A 15,313-nucleotide genomic window follows, 5' to 3' on the forward strand; every position below is an offset into this window, starting at 1 on the left:
AAGCCGACTTCCCAACCGGCTCCGGCTCCCCTCGACCCAGGAGCAGCATGTCGACCGCCGCCCACCAGGCCTTCTTCGACCGCACGCACAGTGACGACCTGATCGCGTTCCTCGGGACGTCCCCGTCTCCGTACCACGCGGTCGCGAGCGCCGCCGAGCGGCTGGAGAAGGCGGGCTTCCGGCAGGTCGCCGAGACGGACGCCTGGGACGACGCGCCTGGGGGGCGCTACCTGATCCGCGGGGGCGCGCTGGTGGCCTGGTACCTCCCGGAGGGCGTGGGGCCCGAGACGCCGTTCCGTGTGGTCGGCACCCACACCGACTCGCCCAACCTGCGCGTCAAGCCGGTGCCGGACACCGGCTCGGCCGGCTGGCGGCAGGTCGCCGTGGAGATCTACGGCGGCGTCCCGCTGAACACCTGGCTGGACCGGGACCTCGGCCTCTCCGGAAGACTCGTGCTGAAGGACGGTACGGCGCGGCTCGTCCAGCTGGACGAGCCGCTGCTGCGCGTGCCGCAGCTCGCCATCCACCTGGACCGCTCGGTCAACGACGGGATGAAGCTGGACCGCCAGCGCCACCTCACCCCGATCTGGGGCCTCGGCCCGGTCGACGAGGGCTCGCTGATCTCCTACGTCGCCGAGCGGGCCGGTCTGGCCGCCGAGGACGTGGCCGGCTGGGACCTCATGACGCACGACGTGCAGCCCGCCTCCTACCTCGGCCGGGACCGCGAACTGCTGGCCGCCCCGCGCCTGGACAACCTGCTGTCCGTCCACGCCGCCACCGCCGCGCTCGCCGCCGTCGCCTCCGGGCCCGACGCCGCCGACCTGCCGTACGTCCCGGTGCTCGCCGCCTTCGACCACGAGGAGACCGGCAGCGAGTCCGACACCGGCGCGCAGAGCCCGCTGCTCGGCAACGTCCTCGACCGGACGATCCACGCACGCGGCGGCACCGCCGAGGACCGCGCCCGGGCGCTGGCCGGCACGGTCTGCCTCTCCTCGGACATGGGCCACGCCGTGCACCCCAACTACGTCGAGCGGCACGAGCCGGGCCACCACCCGGTGCCCAACGGCGGGCCGATCCTCAAGGTCAACGTCAACAACCGCTACGCGACGGACGGCGTCGGCCGGGCGGTGTTCGCGGCGGCCTGCGAGAAGGCGGGCGTGCCGTGGCAGTCCTTCGTCTCCAACAACGCCGTCGCCTGCGGGACGACGATCGGCCCGATCACGGCGGCCCGCCTGGGCATCAAGACGGTGGACTGCGGCATCGCGGCGCTGTCCATGCACTCGGCGCGCGAGCTGTGCGGGGCGGAGGACCCGTACCTGCTGGCGAGCGCGATCAAGGCGTTCCTGGAGGGCTGAGGCGACGCGGAAGGGGCCCGGCGGCAGCTGCCACCGGGCCCCTCCTCCGTACTCCCGCTCCTACTCCATCCCGGCGAGGACCAGCGGCAGGCGCCGGGCGCCGTCGGCGACGAGCTTCACCGGCACGCCCCAGTCCTGCTGGTGCACGTGGCAGGCCGGGTACTCGATCTCCGGGTCGTCGTCGCAGGAGGCGGCCATCGCGGAGACGTGCAGGACCCCCTCGGCGACCTCCCCGGAGAGCACCAGCTCGCGGGAGAGGGCGGAGTCCGCGCCCGCGCCGGAGACCAGCAGTTCGGGCGGGGTGGAGCTGACCAGCAGGCGGGTGGACGGCCCGTAGCGCTCGTCCAGCTTCTGGCCGCTGGGCGCCTCGAAGACCACGTCCAGCCGGAAGGCGCCCGGCGCGACCTCGGTGGCCGCGCGCCGGGTGCGGTGCGCCACCGACTCGACGCGGACGGCCTCCTCGGGCAGCCGCAGCCTGGTCAGCCGGTGCCGGGCCGACTCGACCACCACGAGGTCCCCGTCCACCAGGACGGCGCCGGAGGGCTCGCGCAGGTCGGTGGCCAGGGTGCTGACCTCGCCGGAGGCGGGGTCGAAGCGGCGCAGCGCGTGGTTGTAGGTGTCGGCGACGGCCACCGAGCCGTCCGGCAGGACGGTGACGCCCAGGGGGTGCTGGAACAGCGCCTGCTCGGCGGCGCCGTCGCGGTGGCCGAAGTCGAACAGGCCGGTGCCGACGGCGGTGTGGACCGCTCCCCCCGAGACGAACCGCAGCGCCGAGGTCTCGGAGTCCGCGACCCAGAGCCGCTCGCCGTCCGCCGAGACCGCCAGGCCGGACGGCTGGGCGAACCAGGCTTCGCCGACGGGCCCGTCCACCAGGCCCTCGTTGGTGGTGCCAGCCGCGACGCGGACCGTCCCGGTGGCCGGGTCGTAGGCCCACAGCTGGTGCACGCCCGCCATGGCGATCCAGACCTCGCCGTCGAACCAGGCGACGTCCCAGGGGGAGGAGAGGTCCACCTCCGGGGCCGGGCCCTCGGTGGCGGAGCCCTGCCACCACTGGCGGCCGGTGCCGGCCAGGGTGGTCACGCTGCCGTCGGCCAGGCGGACGCCGCGCAGCGCGTGGTTGACGGTGTCCGCCACCACCACGTCGTACGGGTGGCCCTGCGGCAGCAGCGCCAGGCCCTGCGGTTCGCTGAACCGGGGGCTGGTGCCGTCGACCAGCCCGCGCTGCCCGTCGCCGATGCGGCGCACCACCGTCTCGCCGTCCTCGGCCAGCTCCACCAGGCTGTGGTGGCCCGAGTCCGCGACCAGGAAGTTCCCGCTCGGCAGGCGCACCGCCTTGCCGGGGAACTTGAGGTCGCCGGCGGTCGGCTCCGGCGGCACGTACGGGCCGTCGCCCCGGCGCAGCGTGCCCTTCGCGGCGTGCTCCGCCTCCAGCTCCTCCACCAGCCGCTCGATCGCGTGGGCGTGGCCCTCACCGGCGTGCTGGGCCACCACGTAGCCCTCGGGGTCGATCACCACCAGCGTCGGCCAGGCCCGGACGGCGTACTGCTTCCAGGTGGCCAGCGCCGGGTCGTCCAGCACGGGGTGGTGCACCTCGTAGCGCGCGACGGCGTCCACCACGGCCTGGTGATCGGCCTCGTGGACGAACTTCGGCGAGTGCACCCCGACGATCACCACGGTGTCGCGGTGCTTCTCCTCCAGCTCGCGCAGCTCGTCCAGGACGTGCAGGCAGTTGATGCAGCAGAAGGTCCAGAAGTCCAGGACGGTGATCTTGCCCCGGAAGTCGGCGAGCGTCAGCTCCTTGCCGCCGGTGTTCAGCCAGCCGCCTGCGCCGACGAGCTCGGGGGCGCGTACACGTGCACGAGAGGTCATGCCCCAATCCAACCGCACGCCCGGATCGCGCATTCCGGCGGCCGGTGCCGACTCAGCGGCCGACCGGCTCGGGGACGGCCCCGGGGGAGGTGGTGGACGGCTCGCTCGCGGGGGCCGGGACGGGGGCGGGGCGCTTGGGGACGTACCGCTTGATCACGGTCCGGCCGAGGTCGATCATCGGCTGCTCGAGGCGCTTGTAGAGGTAGTCGGCCACGAGCAGGCTGACCAGGACGACGGCGGTGCCGTGCCGCAGGTTGCCCGCGCTCGCCCAGGGGGTCAGCACGGCGGCGAGGCCCGAGGCGATGGCCTGGAACAGGTACAGCGCGTAGGAGCGCTCGCCCACGAACACCAGCGGGCGCAGGGAGAGCAGCCATCGGCCCGGACCGGCGGCCAGCAGCGAGGGGATGACGAGGGCCAGGGCGAGCGCGTACAGGAAGATCGGCTTGGGCTGGCCGCCGAAGTGCTCGATCAGGTCGGGGAGGCGCAGGTGCAGGTAGACGAATCCGGCGGCCAGCACGACGCCGGCCACCGGGTGCGTGAGCGGGCGCATCAGCGCGTAGCCGCGCGGGGAGTGGAGCACGAGCGCCAGCAGAGCGCCGATCAGCAGGATCGAGTAGTGCAGGCCCATGCCGCTCCAGGTCTGCGTCCAGGGGACGAGCGTGGCGGCGATGGCGGCGATCGCGAGCGGGATGCGCAGCTTGGTGGAGATGGCGCTGACGGCGATCAGCGCGATCGGCCAGACCATGTAGAACTTCCACTCGATGCCGATCGTCCACGAGTGGAGGAACGGCTCGTAGCCGTGGAGGTGGTACTCGTTCATGAACAGCAGGTAGTGCTTGAAGTGCCCCATGAGGGCGTTCCAGCCCCAGCCGCTCTGGTACACGCCGACCGCGGTGACGAACAGCGCCAGGTAGTACAGCGGCCAGATCCGGAAGATCCGGCGGATGTAGAACGCGCGGAGGTCTATTCGTCCCGTGCGGTCGCGCTCGCGCAGCATCAGGGTGGTGATCAGGAAGCCCGAGACCACGAAGAAGACGTGGACGCCGATCCAGCCCGACAGACCGTCGGCCCAGGGCCTCGCGTAGTGGAAGAAGACGACCATGACGGCCGCCAGCGCCCGCAAGCCGTCCAGGGCGTCGAACCGTCTCAGCGCGAGGAATTCGGTGTGGGTCATGGTGCGCATGGCTCGGGGGTCTCCGGGCGGTCTGAGTGGTCTGGGGGCGGGGATCGGATCGCGGTGGGAGCGCGGGGCCGCTAGGACGCGTCCCGGGGCCGGTCGACCAGCTTCGTGACCCGGTGGCCGAGCTTCTGGAAGGGCTTCTCGATCCAGCGGTGGGTCAGGTGGCTGAGGGCCAGGACCACGGCGCAGAAGACGAAGCCGAGGGCGACGCGCTTGCCGGTGTCGAGCGAGGTGACGGGGGCGGGGCCGATCACCTTCAGCAGTACGGAGAGCAGGACCGGGTGGATCAGGTAGACCGAGTAGCTGATGCCGCCCAGCCAGGTCAGCGGCCGGGGCATCCGGCGGTTGCGCAGCGCCATCCCGACGGCGAAGGTGCCCCAGACGGCGAGCAGGGTGGTCACCCAGACCCACTGGACCGTCGGGTACTTCTGGCCGTTCTCGCCGAAGTTGCTGCCGACGTAGAGAACGGCGGCCAGGCCCACCGCCAGGCCGACGCCGACGTAGATCCGGTTGATCTGGCGCTGTTCGGCACGGTAGATGGCGGTGCCCGCGAACATGGTGGAGAGGATCGTCATGCCGAACCAGCCGGGCATGCGGGTGTGGCCCATGAGCAGGACGACCGCCAGCCCGCCCAGCATCAGCGCGCCGAGGATCGCCACCGGCCGGCGGCGGCTCATCACGGCGAGCAGGCCCAGCGCCATGACGGCCGTGACCGCGACGAGCACGCGCTTCTGCTCCGGGAAGGTCTGGAACAGGGTGATCAGCGGGAAGGCGCCGACCGCGGTCACCGCGACCACGCCGAGGCCGGCCGAGATCTCCGTGCTGCGGCGGTGCAGGCCGAGGACGAAGAGCGAGGCGACCAGCAGGTAGAAGACCATCTCGTAGGAGAGGGTCCACATCACGAAGATCGTGCCGTGGACGCCGGTGAAGTCGTGCAGCATCGTCACGTTGCCCAGCGCGGCGACGGCCGGGTGCTGCATCGTGAACCCGTTCACCGGGGGCAGCCCCGGCGCGAAGTAGCCGGACTTCCAGACGATGACGCCCGCCAGGACGACGGCCAGGCAGAGCGGGTAGATGCGGAAGAGCCTGCTGACCCAGAACCCGCGCACGCTGCCCCGGCGCTCCAGGGAGGCCGGGATGATGTAGCCGCTCACCAGGAAGAACAGGAAGACGCCGAAGGTGCCGAGGTCCACGTGGGCCGTGACCTTGGGGAACTGCTCCGGCAGGACGAACTGCGTGAAGTGCGCGACCACGATGATCAGCGCCGCCAGACCGCGCAGGGCGTCCAGCCAGCCGAGCCGGGCGGCCTTCTTGGGTGCGGCGGACGGCTGCCCGGCGTCCGTCGTCGCCGGCGGCGGCGGGGTCTGGGAGATGAGAGACACCTGAGGAGGCTAGCGCAGCCCTCGCACGCATGAACGATCCCGGTACCGACCGTTGTACGACCGCGACCGGGGCGCTTCCCCGGGGCCCGTCAGAAGGTGGCCTGCCAGCGGGTCTCGCCGTCCACGGTGTGCGGGGTCGGGTGCAGGCCCAGGGAGCGGGCGACGGCGGCGGAGGCGTGGTGGTCGGGGTGGACGTGGGCGAGGGCGGTGGTGACGCCCCCGGCGGTGAGGTGGGCGAGGAGGGTGCGGGCGGCCTCGGTGGCCAGGCCGCGGCCCTGCCAGGCGGTGCCGACCACCCAGGCGAGCTCGGCGGCGTCGGGGCGGACGGTGGCCTGCACGTAGCCGACGAGCTCGCCGGACCCGCGCAGCCGCAGGGCCCAGTTGCCCCAGGCCTCGGCCGGGTCGGGGGAGCCGGCGGCGAGCCGGGCGTAGCGGACGCGCAGCTCGTCGGCGGTGGCGGGGGCGCCGCCGGTGAAGGCGTACAGGGCCGGGTCGTCGAGGGCGGCGGCCATCTCCTCGGCGTGCCCGGGGCCGATCGGGGGCAGGTCCAGACGGTCGCTGCGCAGGGTGGCGGTGAGGTCGGGTCGCATGGAGGTATCCAACCGCAGTGGCGGCGGTGCTTCCCGGGGAGCGGGGGCATCGGGTCGAATGGGACCCGACGCCTGCACGGACCTACACGGAGGAGACGCACGGTGCGCTACCTGGTCAGGGAGAAGCTGTTCGCGGTCGGCGACGACTACTGGATCGAGGACGACCGCGGGCACAAGGCGTACCTCGTCGACGGCAAGGTGCTGAGGCTGCGGCACACCTTCGAGCTGAAGGACGCGCACGGGAACGTGGTCGCGGTGGTGAAGGAGAAGATGCTCACCGTCCGCGACGCGATGAAGATCGAGGACGCGCACGGCGACGTCGTGGCGACCGTCCGGGAGAAGCTGTTCACGCCGTTCCGCGACAAGTACCTGGTGGAGCTGGCCCACGGCGGCGAGCTGAAGATCCACGGCGACCTCATCGACAAGGACTACCGGATCGAGAACCACCACGGCGACGAGCTGGCGCGGATCTCCCGCAAGTGGTTCCGCATCCGCGACACGTACGGGGTGGAGATCGCCGACGGCGCGGACACCGGGCTGCTGCTGGCCATCGCGGCCTGCGTGGACCACCTGGTGCACGAGGAGGAGTAGCCGGGTTCGGGCGTGATCGCCCGAAGTGGCACAAGTGTCAGGTTCGTGCGTGTAGTTGACGGAATGTCCGGCCGAATCGCTGCGCCGCGGCGGTTCGGCCGGTAACGTACCGGCATGGCTGACCTTGAAGAACGCGCCAACGTCGTCGCGTCCGGCCTTCGGCGGTCCGAGGAGGTGGCGTCCGTACGCGGGCGCCGTCCCGGTGACCTCGCCGACTGCGTCCGGGTGCTCGGCGACGTCCACGCCGCCGACCGCTATCCCGCCGACTGGCCCGACCACCCCGCCTCCTGGCTCACCCCGGACGGTCTGCTGGCCGCCTGGGTCGCCGAGGCGGACGGCCGGATCGCCGGCCACATCGGCCTGAGCCGCAGCTGCCCCGGCGACGCCGCCCCGGCCCTGTGGAGCCACCGTACGGGCGGGCGCCCGGAGTTGACCGCCGTCATCGCCCGCTTCTACGTCGCCCCCACGGCCCGCGGCCACCACCTCGGCGCGCAACTCCTCACCCACGCCGTGGCCCACGCCCGGACCCTCGGCCTCCACGCCGTCCTCGACGTGCTCCCCACCGACACCGCCGCCATCGCCCTCTACCGCCACCAGGGCTGGACCCTCCTCGGCACCACCCCCCAGCACTGGCCCTCCGGCCGCACCGTCGAGGTCCACTCCTTCGCCGCCCCGAGGACGTAGCCCCCGCCGGGTCGCCCGCCCGACGTGATCCGAAAGACACGGCCTAGACCGGCACGACCTCCACGCCTTGCTCCAGGCCCACGAAATCGCTCGCGTTCCGGGTGTAGAGCGGCAGGCCGTGAGCAGCGGCGGTGGCCGCGATCATCAGGTCCATCCGCCGAGGACGGGGGTCGCGCTTGGCCCGGATGGTGAGCGCGACCAGTGTTCCGAACCTTCGGGCGGCCTCCCGGTCGAACGGGACAGTGGCGAACTCGGCCTCCACGTCCGCCAGTCGCTGGGCCCGGGCCAGCATCTCCACCGGATCCTTGGCCATGGCGACGCCCTGGGAGAGCTCGGCCAGGACGATGGAGGCCACGGCAGCCTCGGCCGGCAGGAGACGGGGGTCGATCTGTGGCAGGTCGATCACGACGCAGGTGTCGAGCAGCCCGCGCCGGTGGTGTTCGGTCACGCCTGCTCCCACGGGTCGTCACCGCCGACCCGGTCCTCGTCGCCGTAGAAGGCGTCGGCCTCGGCGCGCATCTGCGCCGCGTCGATGGTGGGGGAGTTCCGCCATTTGCGCTGCAGTTCTTCGACGGGGACGAAGCGGCGGCGGGTGCTGATCGGCCGCACCTCGGCGATCTCGGTGCCGTTGCGGGTGATGTGGTAGATCTCGCCGGCTTCGACGTCGTCGAGCACGGCCTTGGACCGCGCTGCGAGCTCGCGCTGCGTGATGGTCTTCATGAGACCAGTGTATCGCGCCGTATTGCAGCGTGTTGCATTGCCGCTGGTCCGGAACCCCCGGGAGGGGGCACCGCGGCAGCGACGCCCGTCCCGTACGGGCCGGCGGTGGCCGCCCGCTCCTACTGGCTCCGGACGGCGGGGGTTTGCTGAGGCGGCAACAAAACTTGCCGCGCCGGGGCGGGGGTCGCAGGCTCGTCAGTGGTCGTCCGCATGCCTCGGAAGGGAACCTCCATGCACAAGGGCCAGCACAAGCACCAGGGCCACCACGCGGGCCACCACCACGGCGTCCCCGCCGCCGACATGGACTGGGACGCGCTCGCCGCCCACCTGGAGCGGGAGGCCGAGCTGCGCGGCGCCGCCGTCGGCGAGGCGGCCCGGTGGCTGGCGGGCCTGCACGAAGGAGGGGTGCGCCGAGCCTTGGACGTGGGCAGCGGCCCGGGGGTCATCGCCGCGATGCTCGCCGAGGTCTTCACCGGGGCCGAGGTCGTCGCCGTGGACCAGTCCGCCGCGCTGCTGGAGCGCGCCGCGGCCCGCTCGGGCGGCCGGCTCTCCGTCCAGCAGGCGGACCTGCCCGCCGAGTTCGGCAAGCTCGGCGAGGCCGACCTGATCTGGTCGGGCAACGCGATCCACCACCTCGGGGACCAGCAGGCCGCGCTCACCTCCCTCGCCGGGGTGCTGCGCCCGGGCGGGCTGCTCGCCGTCGCCGAGAGCGGCCTGCCGCCGCGCTACCTGCCGCGCGACTTCGGCCTCGGCCGGCCCGGCTTCCAGGCCCGTATGGACGCGGTGCAGGAGGACGGCTTCGCCGCGATGCGCGCCGAACTGCCGGGCGCCGTCGAGGAGGTGGAGGACTGGGCGGCGATGCTGGAGCGCGCCGGGCTGACCCCGAGCGGCACCCGCACCTTCCTGGTCGAGCACCGGGCCCCGCTCGCCCGGCCGGTGCGCGAGTACCTGCACACCCAGCTCGACCGCCGCCGCGAGCAGCTCGCCGAACACCTCGACCCCGAGGACCGTGCCACCCTGGACGCCCTCCTCGCCGACGCCCCCACCGGCGTCCTGCACCGCCCCGACGCCTTCTACCTCTCCGCGATGACGGTCCACACCGCCCGCAAGTCCTAGGCGGAGGGCGGCGCGACGTCGAGGTAGGCGAGGACCGCCAGCACCCGCCGGTGGTCCTCCTCGGAGGGCGGCAGGTCGAGCTTGAGGAAGATGTTGGCGGTGTGCTTCTTCACCGCCCGCTCGGTGATCACCATCCGCTCGGCGATCGCCCCGTTGGAGCGGCCCTCCGCCATCAGCTCCAGCACCTCGCGCTCACGCGGCGTCAACCGGGCCAGCGGCTTGGTGCGTTCGGTGTTGCTGACCAGCGTGGCGATGACCTGAGGGTCCAGCGCCGTGCCGCCGGCGGCCACCCGCCGGACGGTCGCCACGAACTCGTCGGGGTCGAAGACCCGGTCCTTCAGCAGGTACCCGATCGCCCCGCTGCCGTCCGCGAGCAACTCCTTGGCGTAGAGCTGCTCGACGTACTGGGACAGGACGAGCACCGGCAGGCCGGGTATCTGCCGCCGGGCCTCCAACGCCGCCTGCAGGCCCTCGTCGGTGAACGTCGGGGGCAGTCGCACGTCGACGACGGCCACGTCCGGGCGTTCGGTGAGGAGGGCCCGCAGGAGGTCCGGTCCGGTGTCCACCGCGGCCACGACCTCGAAGTCGTACGCCTGCAGCATCCGGACCAGACCATCCCTCAGGAGGAAGAGGTCCTCGGCGAGTACAACTCGCACGGCAGCTCCATCGTCAGAGTCGTGGGGCCGCCGAGCGGGCTGCGGACGGCCAAGATCCCGTCGAAGGTAGCAAGCCGCCGTTCCAGGCCCCGCAGGCCGCTGCCGCGCGAGGGGTCGGCGCCCCCGGTGCCGTCGTCGGTGACCTGGGCGCGCAGCTTGCCGTCCTCGTACCAGAGTTGGACGTCGACGCGGTCGGCGCCGGAGTGCTTGGCCGCGTTGGTGAGCGCCTCGGAGACGGCGAAGTAGATCGCGGACTCGACGGGCGCCTCGGGCCGGCCGGGCAGGTCGGCGGTGACGGTGACGTCGAGCGGGCTGTCCAGACCCAGGGCCCTTACGGCGTCGGCGAGTCCGCGGTCGGCCAGGACCGGCGGGTGGATGCCGCGCACCAGGTCGCGCAGTTCGCCGAGCGCCGCCGCGGATGCCTCGCGGGTCTCGGCGAGCAGTGCCTTCGCGGCCTGCGGGTCCCGCTCGAGGAGCCGCTCGGCGACGCCGATGTTCATCCCCATGGCGACGAGCCGGGCCTGCGCGCCGTCGTGCAGGTCCCGTTCGATGCGGCGCAGTTCGGCGGCCTGGGTGGTCAGCGCGTCGCGCCTGGTCTCGGTGAGGTGGGCGACCTTGCGTTCGGCGGCGAGGGCTTCGGCGCGGGCCGTCGGGCCGAGCAGGGCCCTGGCGAAGAGGCTGTGGGCGCGCAGCACGGTGGGGGCCATGGCGAGCCCGGCGGCGATCAGCGGCAGGCCGTGCACGGTGCAGATCAGGGCCCTGGTGTCGTCGGTCACCTTCACCCACAGGTACCAGTCGTTGCCGCCGTTGTCGACGATCGGCTGCCAGACCCAGGGCATGGCCAGGCCGAAGAGGCCGTAGACGATGAACGAGAGCGGGAGGATCGCCAGGGTGAAGCCGATCATCGAGTCGGCGAGCAGCCAGGCGATGTCCCGCCAGGTGGCCGGGTCGCCGAGGACGCTCTGGCAGCGCTGCCACAGGCCCCGGAGGCCCGGCGCGGCCTCGGGCATCGGCAGGTACGGCTCGGGGATCTCGACGCCGGTCCACCTGGCGGCCAACTCCCGCCGCAGCGTGGTGACCCGGCGCACCGCCAGGAAGGTCGGCAGTACGAGCAGCAGGCCCACGCCCAGGCCCACCAGGGAGGCGGTGAGGGAGACGGCCGTCAGCAGCACCATCTGCGGCACGAGGAACGAGGCCAGCGCGGTGCTGAGCGCCGTGGCCCGCAGGGCCCGCCCGATCCGGCCGATCAGGCCCGGCCTGCGCGCCCCGCCCTCCCCGCCCCGCGTCCTGTCCCCGATTCCACTGCCGACGTCGCTCGCCATGGTGTTCGACCCCCCTCGTACCCGCTCAATTCCCGCTGACAGGAGCAAGACTGCCGCGTCCCCCCGCGGAGAACACTGGGCCCAGGACCCCTGTCGGGGGTACCTGGGTACACCATCCAAACCACCTCCAGAGTCCCTGTCCACGAACAATTCCCGTGCGTAGCGTTCCCGGTGTCGGGAAGCGGCCCGCGGCACAGCGCCGGAGCTTCCACAACCACCTTTCTACGTACGGGAGTTCCGATGAAGAAGAAGTACGTCCGGCTGCTGCTCGTCCTGGCCGCGATCGGCCTCTTCCTCTACGGCCTCACCCCGGCCCGTGCCGAGGCGGCCACGACCGGCACTCCCGCCCCGTCCGCCGCCCCGTCCCCATCCCCAGCCGAGGTCAAGCGGCTGCTCGACGAGACCGTCCCGAAGCTGCTGGCCGAGCACCACGTCCCCGGCGCCACGGTGACGGTGGTCGGCGGGGGCCGGGAGCTGTACGCCGCCGGCTACGGGGTCTCGGACGTGCCGGCCGGCAAGCCGGTGGACCCGGCGAGGACGGCCTTCTTCATGGGCTCCGACGCCAAGCTGTTCACCGCGATCGCCGTCCTCCAGCAGGTCCAGTCCGGAAAGCTGGACCTGAACGCCGACGTCAACCACTACCTGACCGCCTTCAGGATCAGGGACACCTACCCGGGCCACCCCGTCACCGTCGAGAACCTCCTCACCCACACCGGTGGCTTCGACGACACCTTCATGGGCCTGGCCCAGGCCCGCCCCGAGCAGGTCGGCGCCCTCGGCGCCACCCTCGCCGCCCACCAGCCGGAGCGGGTGCGCGCCCCGGGCACCGCCGCCGCGTACGACAACTACGGTGTCGCGCTGGCCGGTTACCTGGTCGAGGTGGTCTCCGGGCAGCTGTACGACCGGTACCTGAGCGAGCACGTGCTGCGCCCGCTCGGCATGGACCGCACCAGCTTCGCCCAGCCCCACCCGGCCCCGATCGACGCCGAACTCGCCCACGGCTACCGCCCCGAGGGATCCGGCCAGACCGAGGCCGAGGGCCTCTACGGCCCGCTGACCCCCACCGGCGCCGCCGCCGTCACCACCGCCTCCGACATGTCCAGGCTGCTGCTCGCCCTGCTCCAGGGCGGCGCCGTCGACGGCCGGCGCATCCTCGACCCGGCCACCACCGCCCGGCTGCTGGAGCGCCACTACGGCCCCGATCCCCGACTGCCCGGCATGGCGTACCTGCTGGAGCAGCGCGACCGCAACGGCCTGCGCCTGCTGGTCAAGGACGGCGACGTGCCCGGCTTCCACACCAACGTGGCGCTGCTGCCCGGGCAGGGCGTCGGCCTCTACGTGAGCGTCAACGGCGACGGCGAGGACTCCACCGGCGGCTGGACCACCCAGCAGGTCCTCAACGCCTTCCTCGACCGCTTCTACCCGGCCCCGCCCGCGGCGGCCGCCCCGCCCGCGCCTGTCCTCACCTCGGGCCTCGACGCCTACACCGGCGACTACCGCTCCACCCGGACCAGCCAGTCCACCCTGACCAGGGCCTCGGCGCTGACGGGCTCCCTGCACGTCACCGCCGAGGGCGGCCGGCTGACGGTCTCCGGCCCGCTCTCCCGCGACCCGCAGGTCACCGAGACGCACTGGCAGCAGATCGAGCCGGGCCTGTTCCAGGAGGTCGGCGGCAGCGCCCGGATCGCCTTCCGGACGGACGCGGCCGGCCGGGTGGTCTCCCTGCTCAGCGACGCCGACCCGACGGTCGCCTACGAGCCGCTCGCCTGGTACCAGGCCCCGGGCCTGCACCAGGTCGTGATGATCGTCAGTCTGGCGGTCCTCGTGCTGAGCCTGATCGGGTGGGCGGTGGCCGCGGCGGTGCGGCTGCTGCGCCGCCGGAGCCGGCCCGCCACGCCCGCCGCCCCGTCCGCCGCCCGCCTGCTCGGCTGGACGACCGCCCTGCTGCTGACCGCCGCCACCGGCGGATTCGCGATGCTGACGGCCGACTCCAACGCTCTCAACGAGACGCTGTTCCTGGGCGATTCACCGCTGCTGACCGTCGTGCCGGTGCTGATCCTCACCGCCCTGGCCCTGGCCGTCCCGATGACGGTGTGCACGGTGCTGGCCTGGGTGAAGGGCTGGTGGGGCGTGCTCGGCCGGGTGCACTACACCGGGGTGACGCTGTCGGCGCTGTTCTTCCTGCTGCTGGCCGGGGCCTACGACCTGGCGAACACCGGGGCGCTGGACCTGATCGGCTGAGCGGGCCGGCTGAGCGGGCCGGCTGAGCGGGTCGGCTGAGCGGGTCGGCCGAGGGAACCGGCCGGCCGTGGCTTCACGGCTGGCCGAAGTCCCCGTAGCGGTCGAACTCGCCGGCCTTCACCCCGCGGACGAAGGCCGCCCACTTGCGCGGCGTCGTGCGCACCACGATCTCGGGCCAGTCCGACTCGCGGATCTCCACCACCCCGCCCGTCGCCCTGACCTCGACGCACTCGCCCTGCTCACCGCTGGTCGACGCCTTTCTCCACGTGCTCATGAGAAGTCTTTCGCTAAGGCCCGGATGAAGTCCCGGGACTCCTCCGCGCCGAGCGCGATCGCTGTGGCCTCCTCCTTGATCCGGCGGTAGGTGGCCAGTTCGGCCTCGGCGTGGACGAACTTCGGCCCGTTGGAGAGGTCGATCTGGACGGTGTCGAGTTCGGGGACCGGCCCCCGGGCGAGGTAGAGGCTGCTCTCGTTGGAACCCCGGTAGTTGGGGACGCTGAACGGAATCACCCGGATGTCCAGCCCCGGCTGCTCGGACTTCTCCAGCAGCGCGATCAGCTGTTCCCGCTGCACATCGGGCCCCCCGAACTGCATGCGCAGCGAGGACTCGTGGAGGATCGCGCAGTACGGCTTCGGGCAGTCGACGAAGATCCGCTGGCGCCGGAGCCGGAACTCCGCCCGGACCGGCGCGTCCTGCCGCATCTGCGGGGGGAGGCGCTCGAACACCGCCGCGGCGTAGGCCGGGGTCTGCAACAGGCCGGGGATGAAGGTGGTGTTGAGGATGGACAGCGACTCGGCGTGGTGCTCCATCTCCGCGATGTCGACGATGGCGCCCGGCATCCGGCCGCGGAAGCCGTCCCACCAGTACTTGCGCCGGTCCTGCGTCATGGCGAGCAGGGCGTCGAGGTATGGCCCGTCCGGGCAGTCGCAGGTGCGGGCCCAGATGCGCAGCCGCTCGGCGCTGATGCCCGACTTCCCGTTCTCCATCTGGGAGATCTTCGGCAGGTCGGTGCCGATCGTGGCGGCCAGGTTCTTGGGCGTCACGCCGACGCGTTCGCGCATCTTGCGCAGCTCGATCCCGAGGCGCTGCTGGCGCACGGTGGGCGACAAGCGGGGTGGCATGTCTCTGCTCTCCGGATCGCGGGCTTCGGTCGATGCTTCCGGTGAAGTGTGCCGCGCGTAACCGGACGTAGCTACCGAAATGGGGGATACCCCACGATGGAGTGAACGTCCACGGCCTCGGTAGCAAGTCTTGCACCCCGACTCTAGGGTCTTCCGTGTCACTCGCTGACTTGTTGTCGGCTGAACAGTCCACAATCCAGCCGTAAAACACACCGGTTGCATGGCCCAGTGCGCCCGACATCACCGACCGGATACGCCCGTGCCCCTTTCCCCCGCTCCCCGCCCCCACCCGGGCATTCGACCACCTCGGTGAATGCCCTCCTGGTCGGCGGATTGTCCGCCCTGCTGCTCGCCGTGCTTTTCGTCGGCTGGCTGGTCTGGCTGGTGAACAGCCAGCCACGCGAACGCCGTTCCCCCGATTCCGAGTTCCCCGTCCGTCATTCCCGCCCCGCCGAGCGCAAATGACCCCATGCCCCCCTCGGGGC

Annotated in this window: 16 protein-coding genes; 6 read left to right on the top strand and 10 right to left on the bottom strand. The window is 72.4% G+C overall.

Going from position 1 to position 15,313, the window contains the following annotated elements; genetic code table 11:
- The first annotated feature begins 47 nt into the window (after positions 1-47).
- Positions 48-1,355: a M18 family aminopeptidase gene (locus ACIBCA_RS14345; protein WP_396283174.1), complete on the top strand. Its 1,308-nt coding sequence runs from the start codon at positions 48-50 to the stop codon at positions 1,353-1,355.
- A 60-nt stretch (positions 1,356-1,415) separates the two neighbouring features.
- Here the strand turns inward: ACIBCA_RS14345 and ACIBCA_RS14350 are convergent, their stop codons facing one another.
- The 4 genes from ACIBCA_RS14350 to ACIBCA_RS14365 form a co-directional block, all read right to left on the bottom strand.
- Positions 1,416-3,224: an NHL domain-containing thioredoxin family protein gene (locus tag ACIBCA_RS14350; RefSeq protein WP_396283175.1), complete on the bottom strand. Its 1,809-nt coding sequence runs from the start codon at positions 3,222-3,224 to the stop codon at positions 1,416-1,418.
- A 52-nt stretch (positions 3,225-3,276) separates the two neighbouring features.
- On the bottom strand, positions 3,277-4,407 hold the full coding sequence (locus ACIBCA_RS14355) for an acyltransferase family protein (RefSeq protein ID WP_396283176.1): 1,131 nt from the start codon (positions 4,405-4,407) through the stop codon (positions 3,277-3,279).
- Positions 4,408-4,478: 71 nt separating this feature from the next.
- A complete protein-coding gene (locus ACIBCA_RS14360; RefSeq protein ID WP_396283177.1) occupies positions 4,479-5,786 on the bottom strand; it encodes an acyltransferase family protein in 1,308 nt (435 codons plus the stop codon).
- 89 nt (positions 5,787-5,875) lie between these two features.
- Positions 5,876-6,376, bottom strand: a complete 501-nt coding sequence (locus tag ACIBCA_RS14365; RefSeq protein ID WP_396283178.1) for a GNAT family N-acetyltransferase — start codon at positions 6,374-6,376, stop codon at positions 5,876-5,878.
- Positions 6,377-6,478: 102 nt separating this feature from the next.
- Here ACIBCA_RS14365 and ACIBCA_RS14370 point away from each other — a divergent pair, with 102 nt between their 5' ends.
- Positions 6,479-6,967, top strand: a complete 489-nt coding sequence (locus ACIBCA_RS14370) for an LURP-one-related/scramblase family protein (RefSeq protein ID WP_396283179.1) — start codon at positions 6,479-6,481, stop codon at positions 6,965-6,967.
- Between the two features lie 114 nt (positions 6,968-7,081).
- Positions 7,082-7,651: a GNAT family N-acetyltransferase gene (locus ACIBCA_RS14375; RefSeq protein WP_396283180.1), complete on the top strand. Its 570-nt coding sequence runs from the start codon at positions 7,082-7,084 to the stop codon at positions 7,649-7,651.
- A gap of 43 nt (positions 7,652-7,694) precedes the next feature.
- On the opposite strand, the gene ACIBCA_RS14380 is transcribed toward ACIBCA_RS14375, so the two are convergent.
- Positions 7,695-8,099 (bottom strand): type II toxin-antitoxin system VapC family toxin, encoded by a 405-nt coding sequence (locus ACIBCA_RS14380; RefSeq protein ID WP_396283181.1) that lies wholly within the window; start codon positions 8,097-8,099, stop codon positions 7,695-7,697.
- Entirely contained in the window at positions 8,096-8,371 is a 276-nt protein-coding gene (locus tag ACIBCA_RS14385) for a type II toxin-antitoxin system Phd/YefM family antitoxin (RefSeq protein ID WP_396283182.1), read from the bottom strand. The genes ACIBCA_RS14380 and ACIBCA_RS14385 overlap by 4 nt, the downstream gene beginning before the upstream one ends.
- A gap of 231 nt (positions 8,372-8,602) precedes the next feature.
- Here ACIBCA_RS14385 and ACIBCA_RS14390 point away from each other — a divergent pair, with 231 nt between their 5' ends.
- The gene (locus ACIBCA_RS14390) at positions 8,603-9,487 is read left to right on the top strand and encodes a class I SAM-dependent methyltransferase (RefSeq protein WP_396283183.1); all 885 of its coding nucleotides are present in this window, start codon (positions 8,603-8,605) and stop codon (positions 9,485-9,487) included.
- On the opposite strand, the gene ACIBCA_RS14395 is transcribed toward ACIBCA_RS14390, so the two are convergent.
- Together ACIBCA_RS14395 and ACIBCA_RS14400 are read right to left on the bottom strand one after the other, a co-directional pair.
- Entirely contained in the window at positions 9,484-10,143 is a 660-nt protein-coding gene (locus ACIBCA_RS14395) for a LuxR C-terminal-related transcriptional regulator (protein WP_396283184.1), read from the bottom strand. The genes ACIBCA_RS14390 and ACIBCA_RS14395 overlap by 4 nt on opposite strands.
- Positions 10,107-11,465, bottom strand: a complete 1,359-nt coding sequence (locus ACIBCA_RS14400) for a sensor histidine kinase (protein WP_396283185.1) — start codon at positions 11,463-11,465, stop codon at positions 10,107-10,109. The genes ACIBCA_RS14395 and ACIBCA_RS14400 overlap by 37 nt, the downstream gene beginning before the upstream one ends.
- A gap of 240 nt (positions 11,466-11,705) precedes the next feature.
- Here ACIBCA_RS14400 and ACIBCA_RS14405 point away from each other — a divergent pair, with 240 nt between their 5' ends.
- On the top strand, positions 11,706-13,706 hold the full coding sequence (locus ACIBCA_RS14405) for a serine hydrolase domain-containing protein (protein WP_396283186.1): 2,001 nt from the start codon (positions 11,706-11,708) through the stop codon (positions 13,704-13,706).
- Positions 13,707-13,779: 73 nt separating this feature from the next.
- Here ACIBCA_RS14405 and ACIBCA_RS14410 read toward each other — a convergent pair whose 3' ends face one another.
- Entirely contained in the window at positions 13,780-13,980 is a 201-nt protein-coding gene (locus ACIBCA_RS14410) for a DUF397 domain-containing protein (RefSeq protein WP_396283187.1), read from the bottom strand.
- On the bottom strand, positions 13,977-14,828 hold the full coding sequence (locus ACIBCA_RS14415) for a helix-turn-helix domain-containing protein (RefSeq protein ID WP_396283188.1): 852 nt from the start codon (positions 14,826-14,828) through the stop codon (positions 13,977-13,979). The genes ACIBCA_RS14410 and ACIBCA_RS14415 overlap by 4 nt, the downstream gene beginning before the upstream one ends.
- A gap of 309 nt (positions 14,829-15,137) precedes the next feature.
- Here ACIBCA_RS14415 and ACIBCA_RS14420 point away from each other — a divergent pair, with 309 nt between their 5' ends.
- A complete protein-coding gene (locus tag ACIBCA_RS14420) occupies positions 15,138-15,293 on the top strand; it encodes a hypothetical protein (protein ID WP_396283189.1) in 156 nt (51 codons plus the stop codon).
- Positions 15,294-15,313: the final 20 nt, after the last annotated feature.

The sequence above is a fragment of the Kitasatospora sp. NPDC051170 genome (genome assembly GCF_044455705.1).
Taxonomy (GTDB): Bacteria; Actinomycetota; Actinomycetes; order Streptomycetales; family Streptomycetaceae; genus Kitasatospora.